This is a genomic window from Polyangium jinanense (genome assembly GCF_028435265.1).
In the GTDB taxonomy this organism is placed as follows: domain Bacteria; phylum Myxococcota_A; class Polyangia; order Polyangiales; family Polyangiaceae; genus Polyangium; species Polyangium jinanense.
The window spans coordinates 56754-73001 of record NZ_JAGTJK010000017.1 but is presented as its reverse complement, the minus strand read 5'-3'; the positions used below and the strand labels follow the sequence as shown (position 1 = coordinate 73001).

The following is a 16248-nucleotide window of genomic DNA, read 5'->3' as shown; positions in this document are numbered from 1 at the left end:
GGTCAGTTACGCGCCCGCTTCGGCGAATACACTTCCCGATTCCGCGCGTCGGCGATCCCGAGGAGCGTGTCGCCGTCGAATCGCGCGATGTACCCAACGGGCAGCGCCAGCACATCGAGCAGCCGCTCGCGGCCGAGACGCACGAGCCCACAACTCATGAAGCCCGCGAGCTCCTCGGCCGACGGTTTTCCCTTGGCATCCGCGCGGCCCATGTACCAGCCCGAGGCCCCGCCCTTCGCGACCCCTGTCCGGTGCAGAACCACCTCGCGGGCGCGCAGGGCCGCGCGATCCGCGACGATCTTGTCGTCGAAGCGGCACCCCTCGGGCTTGACGCCGAGCATCTTCACGAGCCCGACCTGCCGCGCCACGACGCGCAGCGACGCCGACACGTCGGACCGAAATTGCCGCGGATCCTCGTCGAAGTCGGGCTCGCACGCGAGGAGCTGGCCCTCGCGCCGCTCGAGCCGGTAGGCGGCCCAGCCGAACACGACCACCGCGCCTTCGAGCCCCGGCTTTCGTCCGGCGAGCGGGCCGAACCCCCGCTCGATCATCGTGCGCGCTTCGTGCGCCTGCTCCGGCGCGCACCGGGCCACGACCGTCTCGCCTGCGATCTTCGCCGTGACCTCGAGATAACGTCCCACCGGATCCCTCCGCGTCCCTTCGAGCGGCGCGAGTCTGCGCCTCCCACGGTCCGCTCCGCAAGCCCGGCGAGGCCTCGATCGGCAGTCTTTCGCCGCCGCGCTCGCTCGATCGTCCAGCCGAACCAGCCGCGCGCATGGCAAGGTGGGGCCGCCGAATGCTCTATCCGATCGTCCTCACGCTCCACTCCTGGCTTCGCTGGATCGTCCTCGGGCTCGGCCTCGGCGCCGCCGTCGCGTCGGCCCGCGCGCGTGGGCGATCCGGCACGTACGAGCGTTTCCACGACCGGCTCGGCCTCTTCTTCGTCGCCGCGCTCGACCTCCAGATCACGCTCGGGCTCGTGATGTACCTGTGGTTGAGCCCCATGACGCGCCTCGCGTTCCAGGATCCCGGCGGCGCGATGCGCTCTTCGGCGCTCCGATTTTTCCTCGTGGAGCACGTGTTCTCGATGGTGCTCGCGCTCGCCTGCGCCCACGTCGGCCGCGTGCGTGTGCGGCGAAGCGGGAACGACGCGGACAAACACAAGCGCGCGGCGTGGGGCGCGGGGCTTGCCGTCGTGTGTATTCTCGTGGGGATCCCCTGGCCGTTTATGCCTTATGCCCGCCCTCTCGCGCGGCTCTCGATGGAAGAAGCGCCCCGACAGGAGCTTTCGGGCGCGGCGCTCGAAGAGACGCGCAAGCTCTACGAGTCCCGATGCGGCCCGTGCCACGGTGCGAACGGGCGCGGCGATGGTCCGGCCGCGGTGAACCTCGTCCCGCGGCCGCGTGATTTCGGCGATCCGGAATGGCAACGCGGGACGAACGACGAATCGATCGAGCGGATCATCCGCCAGGGCGGCCGCCCCATGGGCAAGAGCATGATGATGCCCGCGAACCCGGATCTCGACGAGGCGACCGTGAAAGCCCTCCGCGCCTACGTCCGCCGCATGGCCCGCGACTGAGCATGGGTCTCATGTCGAAGCCGCTGCGCTGGGGCGTTGCCCCAGGCCCCAGCAGGGGCTATCCGCCCCTGCACCCGGACCAGCGCAAGCGCTGGACCCGGGGTCGATGAACTGCGCATCGCGCAGTTCATCGAACAGGCCGAGGCAAGACCAGCGAAGGCCCTGCCAATCAAGACCGCTGCGACCGGCAACGGCGTCCCTGGTCTTGCACCGGCCTTTGGGAAGAACTGCGCATCGCGCAGTTCTTCCCCAAATGGTCCAGGGCTTGCCCTGGTCCGGGTCGAGGGGCGGACAGCCCCCGCGGGGCCCGGGGCGGCGCCCCGGCGCGGCGGCCCCAAGTCAGGCCGGCTCTGCCACTTCCGCCGGGGGTGCGTCCTTCGGGTACGGCACCATCTTGCCGGCCTGCGGGTCCCAGAGCTTCAGCGAGAAGCAATGCAGGATGTCGCGCGGCGACAGACTCGTCTGCGGCTCGACCTGGAGCTCGGGGATCGCGGCCATCGCCTCGCGCAGCCGGTAGAACGGGATCGCCGCGTTCAGGTGGTGCACGTGGTGATAGCCGATGTCGCCCGTGAAATAACTCATGATGGGCCCGCAGCGCATGAAGCTCGACGACTCCACGGCCGCGCGCGCGAACGTCCAGGTTTGCCGCGGCTGCATGTGCACGCCCGGGAAGTTGTGCTGCGCATAAAAGAGATACGAGCCGAGCGCGCAGGCGATGAACAGCGGGCCCACGAGCACGAGCAGCGTCATCTCCCAGCCGAAGAAATACGTGATCGTCGTGACGAGCGCCGCGTGCAGCACGAGCGCCGCCGCCGAATCCCAGTTCTCCTTCGGATTCCGCAGGAACGCCGAGATGCACATCCCGCCGAGGAAGATCGTCACGTACCCGAAGAGGATCGTCAGCGGATGGCGAGCGAGCGCATACGCGATGCGCTTGCCGCGCGGCGCCCGCTTCCACATCTCCACCGTCATCACCGGATACGAGCCGATCTGCGCGCCCACGATCTTCGCCGTGTGCGCGTGGTGGTAGTTGTGCGTCTGCCGCCAGACCCGCGGCGGCGTCAGCACGAGCGCGCCGTAGAGGCCGAAGATCACGCTGCCGACCTTGGACTTGCGCAGGAGCGCGCCGTGCTGGAAGTCGTGCGCGAGAATGAACGCGCGCACGATCACGAGGCCCTCGATCACGCTGCCGAAGATCCGGAGCGGTTTGTACGGCGCGACCGCGGCCACGGCCGTCGCGAGCGCGAGGACCGCGAAGGTCGACGCGACGTGGTAGACGCTGCGGGCCCGATCCTCGGAGGCAAAGGGCCGCGTGACGGCGACGAGCTCGTTTCCCTGCATGGTCCGCAAAGATGGCCGGTGGAATCCGGGCGAAGAAGAAGCTTTGGTGCGCGTGCTCTTATCCAACCTCGCGCGCCGTGGCAAGGTCCGCAAGGGCTTCTTGGCTGCGCAAAAAGCTACGCGCCGAGCCTCTTGGATCCCGGACGCCTTTGGACTAGCCCCGAGCCCGTCATGCGCTCTGCCCTCCTCGCCCTCCCCGCCGCGCTGCTCCTCGGCTGCGCGACGCAGGCGGTCCCGAAGCCGGACGATCCGGCCGCCCTGGCCGCCGCGACGCCCCAGACGCTCCGCGCGCGTTGCCTCGAGGGCGACGGGCCGAGCTGCACCGAGCTCGGCATCCGCGTCGAGCGAGGAATGCGGAGCGGCCGCGAGACCGCCGCCTCGTTCTACGAAAAAGGCTGCGACTACGGCGACGCGAACGGCTGCAACGACCTCGGCTGGCTCCTGCACAATGGCAAAGGCGTCCCCGTCGATCTGGCGCGCGCCGGGCACGTCTATGCGCGTGGGTGCGACCTCGGCAGCGCCCGGGCCTGCACGAACCTCGGCAACCTCTACGAGGACGGACTCGGCGTGCCCATGGATGTCTTCAAGGCGCGCGAGCTTTACCGCAAGGCGTGTGAGCTCGGCTTCGGTGTCGGCTGCCGCAACGAGGGCCTGCTCCTCGAAAACGGCTACGGGGGTCTCACCCCCGCGTCTCCCGAGAGCGCGCGCGTGGCCTACGATCGCGGCTGCAGCCTCGGCGACGCCGGCGCGTGCGTGAACCTCGGCAACCTCGTCCGCGAGGGGCGCGGCGGCCCCGTCGACTTCGCCCGCGCGCACGAGGTCTTCACGCAGGCCTGCCGCGACGGCGATCTGCTCGGCTGCAACAACCTCGGATTCCTCTACGACAAGGGGCTCGGGGTCGCGCCGGACATGTGCAAGGCCGTCGCCGAGTACAAGCACGCCTGCGCGGGCGGCGAGCCGCTCGGGTGCACGAACCTCGGCAATGCCTACGACGAAGGCGCCTGCCTGCCCAAGGACGTGCGCCGAGGCCTCGCCCTGCACACCCGCGCCTGCGATCAGAAAGAGCCCCTCGGCTGCAACAACCTCGCCGTCTTCCTGGAGCGCGGCGAGGAGGTCCGGCGGGATCTGAACCGAGCGATCGAGCTCTACCACTTCGCCTGCGACAAGAAGGAGCCGCTCGCCTGCTCCAACCTCGCCCGCATGTACGAGCACGGAGAGCTGCTCCCGCGGAACCTCGACCTCGCCGCGAGGTACCACCGGATCGCCTGCGAGAGGGCCCATGGCAAGTCCTGCGCGGCCCTCGCTCGGATGCACCACGAGAGCCTGGGTCGCCTCGCGCCGGACCCGGACGAGGAGCGCAGGCTACGCGCACGCGCCTGCCAGCAGGGATACGTCGAGGCTTGCGAGAAAGCGGGGACCACACCGCCGGAAAATCCGTCTCCGCGGTGAAGCAACCCGCGTCCCCCTTGCGCTCCTCCCCCACCGCTGGTGCATCCTCGTAAGTGGTGCGCAAACCAGGTGACGTGATCGGCGGTCGTTTCGTGCTGGATGGGCGGCCCATCATCGGAGGGATGGGCATCGTCTGGCCCGCCTACGAGAAGGACACGCGCGCGCGCGTCGCGATCAAGTTCGTCGCGGAGCCGAGAGACGGATCGACGCCCAAAGAGAGCATGATCCGCAGGTTTCGCCGCGAGATCGAGATCCTCTCCCGGCACCTGCGCAACCATCCGCACATCGTCCGCTACGTCGACCACGGGATGATCGAGAGCGAGCCCTGGCTCGCCACCGAGTGGCTCGACGGTCGGGGCCTCGACGACGTGCTGAAGAACGGCCCGCTGCGCATCGACGACACGATCAAGCTCGGGCTCCGCGTGGCCCAGGCCCTCGGCGCGGCGCACACGGCGGACGTCGTGCACCGCGACATCAAGCCCTCGAACCTCTACCTCGTGGCTTCCGATGTCGAGCGCGTGAAGGTGCTGGATTTTGGCATCGCGCTGCTCGCGGGCGGACACATGACGTCGACGGGCGTGGTCATCGGGACCGTGGGGTACATGGCGCCCGAGCAGATCGACTACGGCGGGAACGTGGGCGCCGCGGCGGACATGTTCTGCCTCGGCGCCGTGCTCTTCGAATGCCTGACGGGTCGCAGAGCCTTCGAGGGAGGGCCGCAGCACGTCGTGCTCGCGAAGATCGTGATGGCCGAGGTGCCGCGCGTCGCCGAGATCCGCCCCGAGGTGCCGTACGCGCTCTCCGAGCTCGTGGCCCGCATGCTCTCGAAGGATCCTTCGCAGCGGCCGCAGACCGGCACCGCCGTCGCGAACACGCTCGAGGGCCTGGCGAAAAAAGCGTCGACGCGGCCGCCGGAGCGACGCTCGAGCCCGGTCATCACGACCTACCCGCCCGCCTCGCCGAACGACCCGTGGGCGCGCAAGCTCACGCCGATCCCGCCGCCGCCGGCCGTCCCCGGGAGCGAGCGGATGAGCCCGCAGGAAAAACAGCTCCTCTTCGTGGTCGCGGCGAAGCCCGTCCCCGATGTCGACGAGCTCCTCTCCGACAAACCCCCGCGCGGGATGCCGCCCGAGGTCGTCGCGGCCATCCGCGCCGAGGTCGATCCGAAGAAAAACGAGCAGTTCCACGAGCTGCCGGGCGTCGCGTTGCTCATCAAGATCCAGGGCCGCGGCAACCCCACCGAGATCGCGGGCCGCGCGGCCCGGCTCGCGCTCGAGATCGCGGGGCTCGCGAAGGGCTCGCGTGTGGCGATCTTCGCGGCGTACGCCGAGGCGAACGACAAGGCGCCCGTCGGCAAGATGCTCGACGGCGTCTTCCACCTGCTCGACATGCCGACGCTCGACGGGGGCAAGGGGCCGAGGCCCGTGCGCATCAACGACGTCGCGTGCGCCTTCCTCGACGCGCGCTTCGAGGTGGCGAGTTACCTCGGCGAGTTCTGGCTGCGCGGCGAACGCGAGGCCACGCGCGCCGTGCGCACGCTGCTCGGCAAACCCAGCCCCTACGTCGGCCGCGACGAGGAGCTCGGCACGGTCCGCAAGTACGTCGAGCAGGCGCTCCAGGGCAAGAAGCCGAGGGCCGTGCTCGTGCTCGGCGAGCCGGGCGCCGGCAAATCACGCCTGCGCTTCGAGCTCGTCGAGCGCCTCGCCATCGAGAAGCCGATCCTCAGCGTCGTTCTCGGCCGCGGCGATCCGCTGCGCGCCGGCTCGGCCTTCTCCATCGTCGGCTCCGCGCTGCGCAGCGCCGCCGGGATCTCCGCGGGTGAACCCGTCGACGCGAGCCAGGAAAAACTCCGCGCGCTCGTCGGAACGTACCTCGCGGGCTCGGAGAAACGGCGCGTGACGGAGTTTCTGGGCGAGGTCGTGGGCTTGCAGTTCCCCGACGAGGGCCGGACCGAGCTCCGAGCCGCGCGCAGCGACGCGGCCCTGATGGCCGATCACATCAAGGAAGCGTTCTTCGATTTCGTCCGCGCGCTCACGGAGACGACCCCGTTCCTGCTCGTGCTCGAAGAGCTCGAGTGGAGCGACGCCGCGTCGCTGAAGCTCGTGGACGCCGCGCTCGACGCGCTCCGGGATCGGCGGTTCGCGGTGCTCGCCCTCGCCCGGCCCGACGTACGCGAGCGGCTGCCAGGCCTGTGGGAAGGCCGCGAGGTGCAGGACGTGCGGCTCCACCCGCTCGACAAGGACGACGCCGAACGGATCGTCCGGAGCGCGCTCGGCCCGCAGACGCCGCGCGCCGTGGTCGATCACATCGTCGAGCTCGGCGCGGGCAACGCGTTTTACCTGGAAGAGCTCATCCGCGCGGTGAACGAGGGCCGCGGCGGCGCCCTGCCCGAGACGGTGCGCGGGATGGTGGACGCGCGCATCGATTCGAAGTCGCTCGACGACGAGGCGCGGCGGGTGCTGCGCGCCGCGAGCATCTTCGGCGAGGCGGCGTGGGAGGGGGCCCTGCGCCCGATCGTCTTTGGTCACGGCGAACCCACGGTCTCGCTCGGCAAGACGCTCGACCGGCTCTGCGACTGCGAGCTCCTCACGCGGCGAAGGCAGAGCCGCTTCGCGGGCGAGACCGAGTACGCCTTCCGCCACCCACTCCTGCGCGAGGCGGCGTATGGGCGGCTCACGGACGACGATCGGCAGTTCGGCCATCGTCGCGCCGCCGAGTGGTTGCTCTCGGCCGGCGAGAACGATCCGAGCGTGCTCGCGCTCCACTTCGAGCGCGCCGGCGACGGTCCCCGCGCCGTCGAGTTTTGCGTACGCGCGGCCGAACAAGCGCTCTCGGGCGGCGCCCTCGAAGCGGCCATCGAGCTCGCCAAGCGGGGCCTCGATCTCGGTGCCGATGGCGAGGCCGCGGCCGAGCTCTGGGCCATTGCGACGGACGCGCAGACCTGGCGATCGAGCCACGCCCGCGCCTACGAGGCGGCGCGGTGCGCCTTCATCTACGCGACGCCGGGCAGCCGCCACCACGCCCGCGCACTGGGCGGCGCCATCCGCTCCGCGCTCGCTCAGGGTGACGCGCGGGGCGCGGCCGAGCTCTTCCAGAAGCTCCTCCACGAGCGCCCCTCGCCCGACGCGGTCCTCGCGCTCTCCTGGGCCTTCAGCGCCACGATCGACTCGCTGCTCGATCACGAGCCGGCTTCAGCCCTGCCGTACCTCGAACGCATGCGGCAGGTCACGGCCGCCGCCGCCGAGCGCGAGCCCGTCGTCGCCGCGTGGACGCTGCACACGCACGCCCACTGGGCGCGCGCGGTCGAGCAGGATCCCTGGGCCGCGCTCGGGCTCGATCGCGAGAGCGTGCTGCGCTTCAATGCCATCGGCGACCGTCGCTACCTGCCCTATGCGCGCGTCCACGTCGGCCTCGATCTCTTGCTCCTCGGCGCGCACGAGCTCGCGGACAAGGCGCTCCAGGAGGGCCTCGATCAGGAGCCCGAAGGCAGCCTCACCTCGATCGTGGGCAGCACGTTCGAGGCCCTGCGCAGCCTGGAGCGCGGCGCGTTCATCCCGGCGCGCGAGATGGCCGAGGACGTGGTGAAGCTCGCCGCGTCACGAGGCGAACGGCTCGCGGAGCGGCGGGCGCGCCTGCTCGCGGCGCGCGCGAGCATCGCGCTCGGCGAGCTCGACAAGGCCGATCGGATGCTCGGCCCGCTGCGGGCCGCCGGTGCGCCTCCGGGTGCGCTCTACAGCGTGCGCGCGGCGTTTTTCCTCGCCTCGAAGGAGCCCGACAAGACGCTCACGCTCGTCGATCGCGCGCTCGCCTTGCGCCCTGTCCGCGGCGCGCATCCGGCTCCGGCGCCGCCCGAGATCACGCTCCTCCGCGTCGAGGCGCTCCTCCAGCTCGGCGCGCACCACGAAGCGCAGGCGACGCTCGCCGCGACCCGGGCCGACATCTACAAGCGCGCGGCGACCATCCTCGACGACGAGCTCAGGCAATCGTTCCTCGAGCGGCGCGCCGCGAACGCCCGCCTGCTCGGTCTCTGCAAGGAGTGGCTCGCCGGCGACGACCCGGGCGACGACCCGGGCCGGCGCCTGATCATCCGCCCCACGCCGTGACGCACGCGCCTTCGGCCACGTCGCAGAACTCGCGCTGGATCTGCCCGAGCGTCGCGTCCTGCGCGAGCAGCTCCGGATCGAGCTCCTTGTAGAGCCTGTCCACCACGGGCGCCGCCGCCTCCGCGGCTTCGAGCACGCGCGTCGTCACCTCGGCCTTCGGCTCCGTCGCGGCGACGAGAAGATCCCGCGCCGGATCCACGAACACCGGCCCCACGTGCGCGATCGACTTCTCCAGCGTCGAAAGCACCTCGCCCACGTGCCGCTCCACGCCGGCCCGCCGCTCGCGCGCGAGCTGCCGGAGCGCCTCCTCGCGGCCCTGCGTCGCGGCCGTCTCGGCGCTCTGCACCATCGCCGTCACGTGCTGCCGCTCCACGCCGATTTGCTTCATGCGATTCAGCACGCGCACGGCCTCGTCCTTCTGCCGCCGCATCTCGGCCTTGAGCGCTTCCATCCGCTCGGCCACGCCGAGCTTCGCCTGCTGCAGCGATCCGAGCGCCTTGCGCGCGTCGTCCGCGGACACCGCCCGCGATGGCCTCGCCGCCCCGAGCTTCGTCCCGATCTCCCGGATCGTGAGCTCCAGCGTCGCCGCCTTGCTCTGCGCCTCCACGATCTGCCGCTCGAGCAGCGCTTGCTTCTGCTGCTCCGTCTGCACCTCGACCGACACGCTCGAATGATCGATCTGAAACTGCTGCAGCGTCGCGAGCCTTTGCCCGTAGACCGCCTGCTGCTGGGCCTTCTGCTCCTCCATCGCGGCGACCTTCGCGCGCCACTCGTCCTTGCCGAAGAGAACCGGCTCGTCCTTGCGTGTCTCCACGAGCTGCGCTTCGAGCGCCCCGAGCTCAGCGTGCCTTCGCCGGAGCTCGTCTTCGAGCAGCTTGATCGCCGCCTCGATCTGCCGTTGCCGCGACAGCACCGCGCCCGCGCTCTCGACCCGCGACGCTCGCTGCGCCGCGAGCCCTTCGAGCTCGATCCGCGTCGCCTCCGCCTGCTCGGCGGCCACCGCGAGATCCAGGATCGCGTGTGCCGTCGCGATCTCCTGCGCGATCTCGGCGTCCTTCATCTGCGCCGCGGCCATCTCTCCTTCGAGCCTCGCTGCGGCCGTGGAGACGGCGTCTCGCGCGCGGCCGAGCTGGATCTCCTCCTCGGCGAGGGACGCGACGCTCGCGCGCGCCTGCGTGAGCTCCTGCGATCCGGCCGGCGGCACGGTGACGAGCTCCGGCGGCAGATCCTTCGTGATCGGCAGCGTGTCCGGCCACGACGCGGTGGGCTCGGCGTTCACGAACGCGTAGAGGTTCTGGATCGCCTTGCGCAGGAAGGGCAGGCACGTCTGGTAGACGTGATCGAGCTTCGCCGCGTACTTGCGGTACTCCTCGGCCGCGATCTCGGCGTTCGAGAGATCCGGGAACGGCACCGCGCGCACGGCCTCGATCGTCTGCTTCGCGCGCGTCACCACGGTCTCGGCAAGCGGGCCGAACGCGGCCATCTTCTCGGCCCGCTCGGCGGCGGCGCGCGCCTCCTCCTCGGCGCGCAGGCGCGCGGCCGCGGTACGCGCCGCGTTCGGCAGCTCGCGTAGATCGGAGAGCCTGCGCCGATGCCCAAGGATCTCGTTCCGCGCGGACGCGACGAGCCGCTGCACGCGCGCGAGGTTCTGGTTGTCCTCGCCCTGGAAGCCGAACCTCCCGGCGACCTCGTAGATATCGTTCAGATCCGAAAGGTCTTTCTCGTCGACCGGCCGCCAGAGCGCGGCGATCGCTTCCTCCGACGGCGCGGGTTCTTCCAGCGCGGCGAGGAGCGGCGCGTAGGCGACGGGCGCGAGCGGCTCGGCGAGCGGGGCGAGCGCGTCCTTCGCCGTGAAGTGCAGACGCGTGAGGTTCTGCCAGGCGGCCGCGAGCTGGTTCACGACCGTCTGGTAAAACCGCACGTAACTCGACAAACGCGCGAGATCGTAGGCCACGGATCACGCTCCTGCCGTCGCGGGGCGGGCCGCGGCGGGCTTCTGCGGTTCGGACTTCGTGACGGGCGCGCTCCCGCCGAAGAGCTCTTCGAGCGCCTCGATGTCCGCGCGCGCGCGATCCTTCTCCGCCTCGATCGCGGCGAACTTGTGCGGCCAGATCCGCGCGCACTCGCTGCGCACCCAGCGCCGGAGCGACTGCTCCCCTTCCCGATCGAGCCACGAGTCGTGCACCGTCCGCACCGCCTCCTCGTGGTATTTCTGCAGGCCGCGCGGGTGCTTCGCCAGCGCTTCGAGGAAGTCGCAGATCCGCTCCACGTCCACGCGCACCCGCGCGAGCATCTTCGACCAGTCGCGCACGTTCCCCGGCGTCGCCGCTTGCGCCGACGCCGCGCCGGGGTTCGTCTGCGGAGGCTTCGTGCTCCCGGCCGGCGCCGCGCCTGCTTGCGGGGCCGGCTGCTGCCTCGCCACGGGCATCGCGGCGCCCACCGTGGGAAAACCGCCGATCGCCGGCGCGGGCGCGGGGGCCGTGGCCGCCGTGGTCCCGTCGGCTTTTTCCTCGCCGAACCCGAGCTTCGCCTTCACCGAACCGATGACGCCGCTCGCGGTCGCGGCCGCGCCCGTCGCCTGCGCCTTGTCGGCGATCCCCATCCCGAAGAACTGCTCGAGCCCGCGCATCTCGCGCTCGCGGATCTCGCGATCGTACGGATCCGTCGCGTCGAGGATGTCCACGATCTGCCGCGCGAAGTACCGCGAGAGCACCTCGAACGCGACGTCCGCCTTGGCCATCTCCTGGTTCTGGTACCGGACCACGCTCTCCGACACGTGTCCCGACCGACCGAGCGCATCGATCCGCTCGATGAGCGTCTTGCCCGCCGGAAGCAGCACTTCGAGCCGCCCACCTTCGTAGCCTGCCTCGATGAACATCTCGTGCAGCATCCGCTCCACGCTCTCACGGGCCGTGTTGCGGAAGTCCTCGCCGAGCCCCGCGATCCGCGACGCCACGCGCTCGCGCATCTGCTTGCGCATCTCGATCTCGACGGCCGTCTCGTTCATGAGCCCCGGGCTCGGCATCTGCCGCCGCTTCGCCTCCGCCTCCTCGGGCGTGAGCCGCGCCAAGAGATCGTTCCGGATCTGATCGATCCGCACATCCGCGCGCGCGGCCCGGGCCGACCGCTGCGTGTCGCTCATCTCGAAGTCCATGAAGGCCGACATACGCTTGCGGATCTCGGGCAAGAGCCCCGTCGGATCCTCGCCCGACTGGATGTGCTCGTAGTGCAGATCGAAGACCTGCTCGGCGCGCCGATCGAACTCCCGATCGCTCAGCCCGTCCTTCACGGTCACGAGCACGCCGCGGAGCAGCGCCTCGACCTCGCCGAACTCCGCGTTGATCGCCTGCGTCACCTTGCGATCGAGCGCCTCGACGTCGGTCGAGAGGTACCGCTCGACGGCGTCCTTCAGTTTGTCGAGCCCGTTCACGGGCGTCGTCGTGCCGAAGAAGTCCATGAGCTGCCGCGCCACCGGGTGCTGCGTGTCGACGCCCTGGTGCACCCACACCTTCGAGTACGGGAAGATCCGATCGACGCCCTGCTCGCGGAAGTTCCGCGCGGCCAGCGACCAGTGCCAGTTCCCGTTCTCGTCGGCGTGATCGAAGAGGTCCACCTTCGTCAGGACCACGAAGATCCGGTCCTTCAGCGAGATGCTCCGATCGGCCGTCTGCGCCATGCGGAGCAGCTCGACCTCGTTTCGCACGAGCGACGGCCGCGTGATGTCCTTGACGAAGATCGTGACGTCGACGTCGTTCGCGAGCGCCTCCTCGGTGTCGCGCCGCGCCTTATCCGAGGGCGCGTCGATGCCGGGCAGATCCATCAGCTCGACGCCGGGCATCGCGCCCTCGACGGGGATCGTGACCGTGACGATCTTCACGGCTCGCACGCCCGGGTAGGGCCTGTTCCCGTTCTTCGTATCCTTGAGCGCGATGTAGGGCCGGATCTGCTCGGCGAGCGCGTCGAGGCTGCTCGCCGTGATCTTCTCGGGCGTTCGACCGAGCCGGGCCTTGATCTCGGACAGACCCGCGCTGATCTCCACGAGCTCGGCGAGCGCCGTCTGCTCGCGCCGCCCGGCGCGATCCGGATCGTCGACGTCGTAGCCTTCGCGCGTCTTGAAGCTCGCCTTGAGCCGCAGGATCTCGGCCTGGTTCAGGCCTTGCCAGCGCTCGACGCTCCCGGGCTCGAGCGCGTCGAAGTAGCTCTGGATGCGCGCCTTGAAGTCGGCCTCGTTGTAGTACGTGACCGTCGCGGAAAACTGCCCGGCCTCGCCCGGCTCGATGACCGTGGTGCTCCAGGTGCAGCGCTCCGCCTCGCTCGGCAGGAGTTTTTCGCTCTTCAGCCACGCCGAGAGGAACGCGCTCTTGCCCTGCTTCTCCAGGCCGACGACGCCGATCTTCACGACGCCCTTGGCGAGCCGCTTCTCCCGATCGAGCGCGCGCCCGCGCAGATCTTCGAGCTTGCTGCGGATCTGACGGAGCTGGCGGGCGTTGTCGCTCTCGGGCTGGAAGTAACTCGCGAAGCGGTCGCAGAGCTGGCGGTACCGGAGCACCTTGTCGGCGATCCGGCGCAGCTCGCGAGCGTTCTCCTTGCGGCCTTCAGGGCTCCACATGGCCGACATGGCAAGCCATGCCTGCCGTGGGTGTCAACAGGGATGAGGGGGCGAAAGCTTCCCTGCCTTGGGGCCGACGCTTGGTCTACACTTCCCTCGTGTCGAACACGAGCGTCCAGATCCCGAATCGCTTCGAGGGTCTGGAGAGAATGATAAGGCACGGCGACGAGCTCTCCTCGATTGTTCGGCCCGTGCGTGGGGCGCTCAACGCCATCGACGAAATTTACGACGACATGCAGAGCGCATGTCAGGGCGCCTTCCTGGTCCTCCACGGGCAACCGGGCTCCGGCAAGTCCACCTTCCTGCACACGTTGAAGCTCTTTCGTGACGGTGTGCGAACCATCAAGGTGGATGCCGAGCAGCCCATCCCCGAAGCGCTGGAGGAGCTCCTCGAGCCCCACGAGCGGCTGCGCGTCGTCGTCCTGGCGGGGCGCGAGGCGCTCCCGAGCACATCGGAGGCAGACATGGAGCTTGCGCTCCATGCCATCAACCAGTTCATCCGTTCACGCGAGGGGCAACGAACGCTCGTCGTGTGGCCATGTACCGGCGAAGACGTCGCGCAACGCATCCTCGCGAAGGCCAACAAAATCGGCGGCGACGCGTTGCTCGGCGTATACGACAAGGGTTATTGCTTCGAGGGGCCGCCCAAGTCCGAATACGTCGACATCGCGCGTGGCACCATCCAGGCCCTGAACGGCGGAGCCTCGCTGATCGCCCTGGGGATCACCGAAGAGCGCGCCCGAGAGCTCGCGGCGAAGGCGACGACCATTGGCAATTTCTTCAACAGCCTCCGGATGGAAGAGCGCCGCAACCGCACGGCCCTCGCCAACCTCTTGCCCGAGCAAGCGCGGCACAACCTCTGGATCGTGGTGATCGCAGGCAACGACCCCGAGACGGAGGTCGGCACACTCACGAGTGGTGCCCATTTCAGCGCGGACATCGAGAGATTGCTCGCCTCGACGGACGCGAACGTCGTGCAGGACCTCAAGCGGTACCCGGACAAGCTCGGTCTCCTCGGCCGCTCCTTCGACGCGCGGATCCTCTACATCCCCATCATGACTGCGATGTCCATCATGCGTGATTACGCGGACGCGGACCTCCGCGCGCGCCTCAAAGAAGCGAAGTTCCCCGTGACGGAGCCGGGCGATGGCCTCGACCGGCTGCGCGAGAGTCAACTCGGCCTTGCGTTCCAGGGGCAGCCGGTGACGATCCGGAGCGTCGGACGAAAGCCTGGCAAGGAACGCAAGGACGAGTTCCAGAAGCTGAGCCAGTACGCGAGCAAGGACGATGGCGCGCTCAATCGCACCATGGGCGAAGCGCTCGAGGCGGCGGGCCTCATCAAAGCGTACAAGCCCGAGGATGGTCTCGGCGTCACGCAGAACCGCAACAGCGATGTGCTGTGCGCGACAGCGGATGGGTCGGTCCGATTGGAGTTCATGTGGCGCGTTGAGACATCGGTCGGCGACATCGCCCGTTACGTGCTGGAGAAGCTCTATCAATACGGCAAGGCGATCGGTTACCTGAACGGCACCTGAACCGCCCTCCCCGCCCGGAAGCCTTGACGGTCGATCGCCCTTGGCCGCAGCCTCCCGCGCGCCGCCACGCCGGAGCCGCCCGCGGCAGAGACCACCCCCTGAAGCCCGGCGCACGTGCGGACGGCAGCTCGGGCGTCGGAAAACGCACCTGCGATGGTGCAGGACCCTTCGCAAGCGCCTGAGGAACCCTCCCGCGATGGTGCGGAAGCCTCTGCAATCGCCTGCGTGACGCCCCGCGGAGATGCCGGACCGTTCGCAAGCGGCTCTCCATGCGTTCCGCAGACGTGCGGGGAGCGCCTCGGCCGCCTGAGCGCGTCTCCGCACCATCGCGGTGGCCGCCGCGAGCCGGTTGCGGAGCTCTCTGCACCATCGCATGTGGCTTCTCCGACGACTGCGCGCGCTCCGGCACGAGATCGGCAGCTCCCCGACACGCGTCAACCCCCGAAGGCACGCCATGATACCGTGCGCTCGCCATGCCTCGCGCCCCGGGCTTCCCGCTCCTCGTCTTCCTCGCGGCTTGCGCCTCCCCGCCCCCGCCCCCGGCGCCCCCGCCGCTCGTCGCCATCCCGCCGCCTCCCGCCGCCGCGCCTCCCGCGCCCCCGGACCCGCCACCGCCGGAAAAGCCCTTGCCTCCGCCCGTCGCGCTCGACGCCCCGGTCGCGTGCGCCTTTGAAGCGGCGCAGTGGAGCGGCGCTGCGGACGTCACGAACCTCGCCTTGCTCCCCGACGCCACCCCCTTCGCCCGCATCCGGGGCGGCGCGGCTCGGCTCTCCATCCCCGTCGGACCCGTGGGCGACACCCTCCTCCGGATCCGCGACCAAGGCGTCACCGTCGAAGGCCACACCCCCGCCTCCGCCTCGGTCCTCCGCGCGAACGTACCCATCGTCATGAATGGGTTCGCCATTCCGACGATCTTCGCCCACCTCGGCTGGTCTACCGCCGAAGGCCAATCCCTCACCGTGACGCACCCCGACGCCGAGGAGCTCGAAGTCCTCGACCCGCCCCTCCGCGCCACGCGTCCGTGCGGCGACGTCGGCCTCGAAGGCGACTCCTTCTCGGCGGAGGACGCCGTCCCCGGCGGGGGGGAAGCGAAACGGAAGGAGGTCAAAATCATCCTGCCCGGGAGCCCCGTGCCCCTCTCGCTCGAACCCAAGGGCAAACCCGTCGCCCGCATCACGCTCTCGACGGCGACCCACGTGAGCGTCTTCGAATCCCGCGGCGGCATGTCGCGCATCTCGCTCCCGGTGGACACGCTCTACGTGTTTGGCTGGGTGAAAACATCGGACCTGAAGCCGTCCCGATCGCTCACCGGATACGGGTCCGGCGGCGGCCGCGGGGGCATCCGGCACCCTCCGTTCGTCGTGAAGGAACGATTGCGCTGCGAGCACGACGTGCCGCTCGTCGCGGAGGCCGGAGGCGAGCGCAGGACGGTGGGTTCGATCGGGAAAAACACCACCCTCGAGATCCTGGACCGCACCAAGGACGAGGCGCGTGTACGCGTCTGGACCAGGGTCATTCACATGGCCGAGAGCACGAGCTTCCTCGTACGCAGCGTCGACATTTCCGGCTGCTCCCGCATCGACGGCTGAGCACGAAAGCGGCCGAGCGCAGGTGGTCACGGCTCTTTCCGTC

Annotated in this window: 9 protein-coding genes; 5 read left to right on the top strand and 4 right to left on the bottom strand. The window is 69.8% G+C overall.

The annotated features are described in order from the left end of the window. Positions 1-2: 2 nt before the first annotated feature. Entirely contained in the window at positions 3-641 is a 639-nt protein-coding gene (locus KEG38_RS27470) for an immunity protein Imm33 domain-containing protein (RefSeq protein WP_272422897.1), read from the bottom strand. 155 nt (positions 642-796) lie between these two features. Here KEG38_RS27470 and KEG38_RS27465 point away from each other — a divergent pair, with 155 nt between their 5' ends. After that, positions 797-1579 (top strand): c-type cytochrome, encoded by a 783-nt coding sequence (locus tag KEG38_RS27465; protein WP_272422896.1) that lies wholly within the window; start codon positions 797-799, stop codon positions 1577-1579. Positions 1580-1918: 339 nt separating this feature from the next. Here the strand turns inward: KEG38_RS27465 and KEG38_RS27460 are convergent, their stop codons facing one another. Further along, positions 1919-2920 carry a fatty acid desaturase family protein gene (locus KEG38_RS27460; RefSeq protein WP_272422895.1) on the bottom strand — a complete coding sequence of 334 codons (1002 nt, stop codon included), beginning with the start codon at positions 2918-2920 and terminating at the stop codon, positions 1919-1921. Between the two features lie 171 nt (positions 2921-3091). On the opposite strand from KEG38_RS27460, the gene KEG38_RS27455 reads away from it, so the two are divergent. Continuing rightward, complete coding sequence (locus KEG38_RS27455; protein WP_272422894.1) at positions 3092-4369, top strand: tetratricopeptide repeat protein; 1278 nt, start codon at positions 3092-3094, stop codon at positions 4367-4369. 56 nt (positions 4370-4425) lie between these two features. Continuing rightward, positions 4426-8472 (top strand): serine/threonine-protein kinase, encoded by a 4047-nt coding sequence (locus tag KEG38_RS27450; RefSeq protein ID WP_272422893.1) that lies wholly within the window; start codon positions 4426-4428, stop codon positions 8470-8472. Here KEG38_RS27450 and KEG38_RS27445 read toward each other — a convergent pair. Together KEG38_RS27445 and KEG38_RS27440 are read right to left on the bottom strand one after the other, a co-directional pair. Beyond that, on the bottom strand, positions 8453-10426 hold the full coding sequence (locus KEG38_RS27445; RefSeq protein ID WP_272422892.1) for a coiled-coil domain-containing protein: 1974 nt from the start codon (positions 10424-10426) through the stop codon (positions 8453-8455). The genes KEG38_RS27450 and KEG38_RS27445 overlap by 20 nt on opposite strands. 3 nt (positions 10427-10429) lie before the next feature. Continuing rightward, entirely contained in the window at positions 10430-13081 is a 2652-nt protein-coding gene (locus KEG38_RS27440) for a dynamin family protein (protein ID WP_272422891.1), read from the bottom strand. 98 nt (positions 13082-13179) lie between these two features. Between KEG38_RS27440 and KEG38_RS27435 the strand changes: the two genes are divergently transcribed. Then, positions 13180-14616, top strand: coding sequence for a P-loop NTPase family protein (locus KEG38_RS27435; protein ID WP_272422890.1), 1437 nt, complete (start codon positions 13180-13182; stop codon positions 14614-14616). 473 nt (positions 14617-15089) lie between these two features. Next, entirely contained in the window at positions 15090-16205 is a 1116-nt protein-coding gene (locus KEG38_RS27430) for a hypothetical protein (protein ID WP_272422889.1), read from the top strand. Positions 16206-16248: the final 43 nt, after the last annotated feature.

Excerpts from the sequence above, each read along its gene's own strand:
- KEG38_RS27465 (WP_272422896.1), top strand. The coding sequence starts at position 797 with ATGCTCTATCCGATCGTCCTCACGCTCCACTCCTGGCTTCGCTGGATC.
- KEG38_RS27460 (WP_272422895.1), bottom strand. The coding sequence starts at position 2,920 with ATGCAGGGAAACGAGCTCGTCGCCGTCACGCGGCCCTTTGCCTCCGAG.
- KEG38_RS27455 (WP_272422894.1), top strand. The coding sequence starts at position 3,092 with ATGCGCTCTGCCCTCCTCGCCCTCCCCGCCGCGCTGCTCCTCGGCTGC.
- KEG38_RS27440 (WP_272422891.1), bottom strand. The coding sequence starts at position 13,081 with ATGTGGAGCCCTGAAGGCCGCAAGGAGAACGCTCGCGAGCTGCGCCGG.
- KEG38_RS27430 (WP_272422889.1), top strand. The coding sequence starts at position 15,090 with ATGCCTCGCGCCCCGGGCTTCCCGCTCCTCGTCTTCCTCGCGGCTTGC.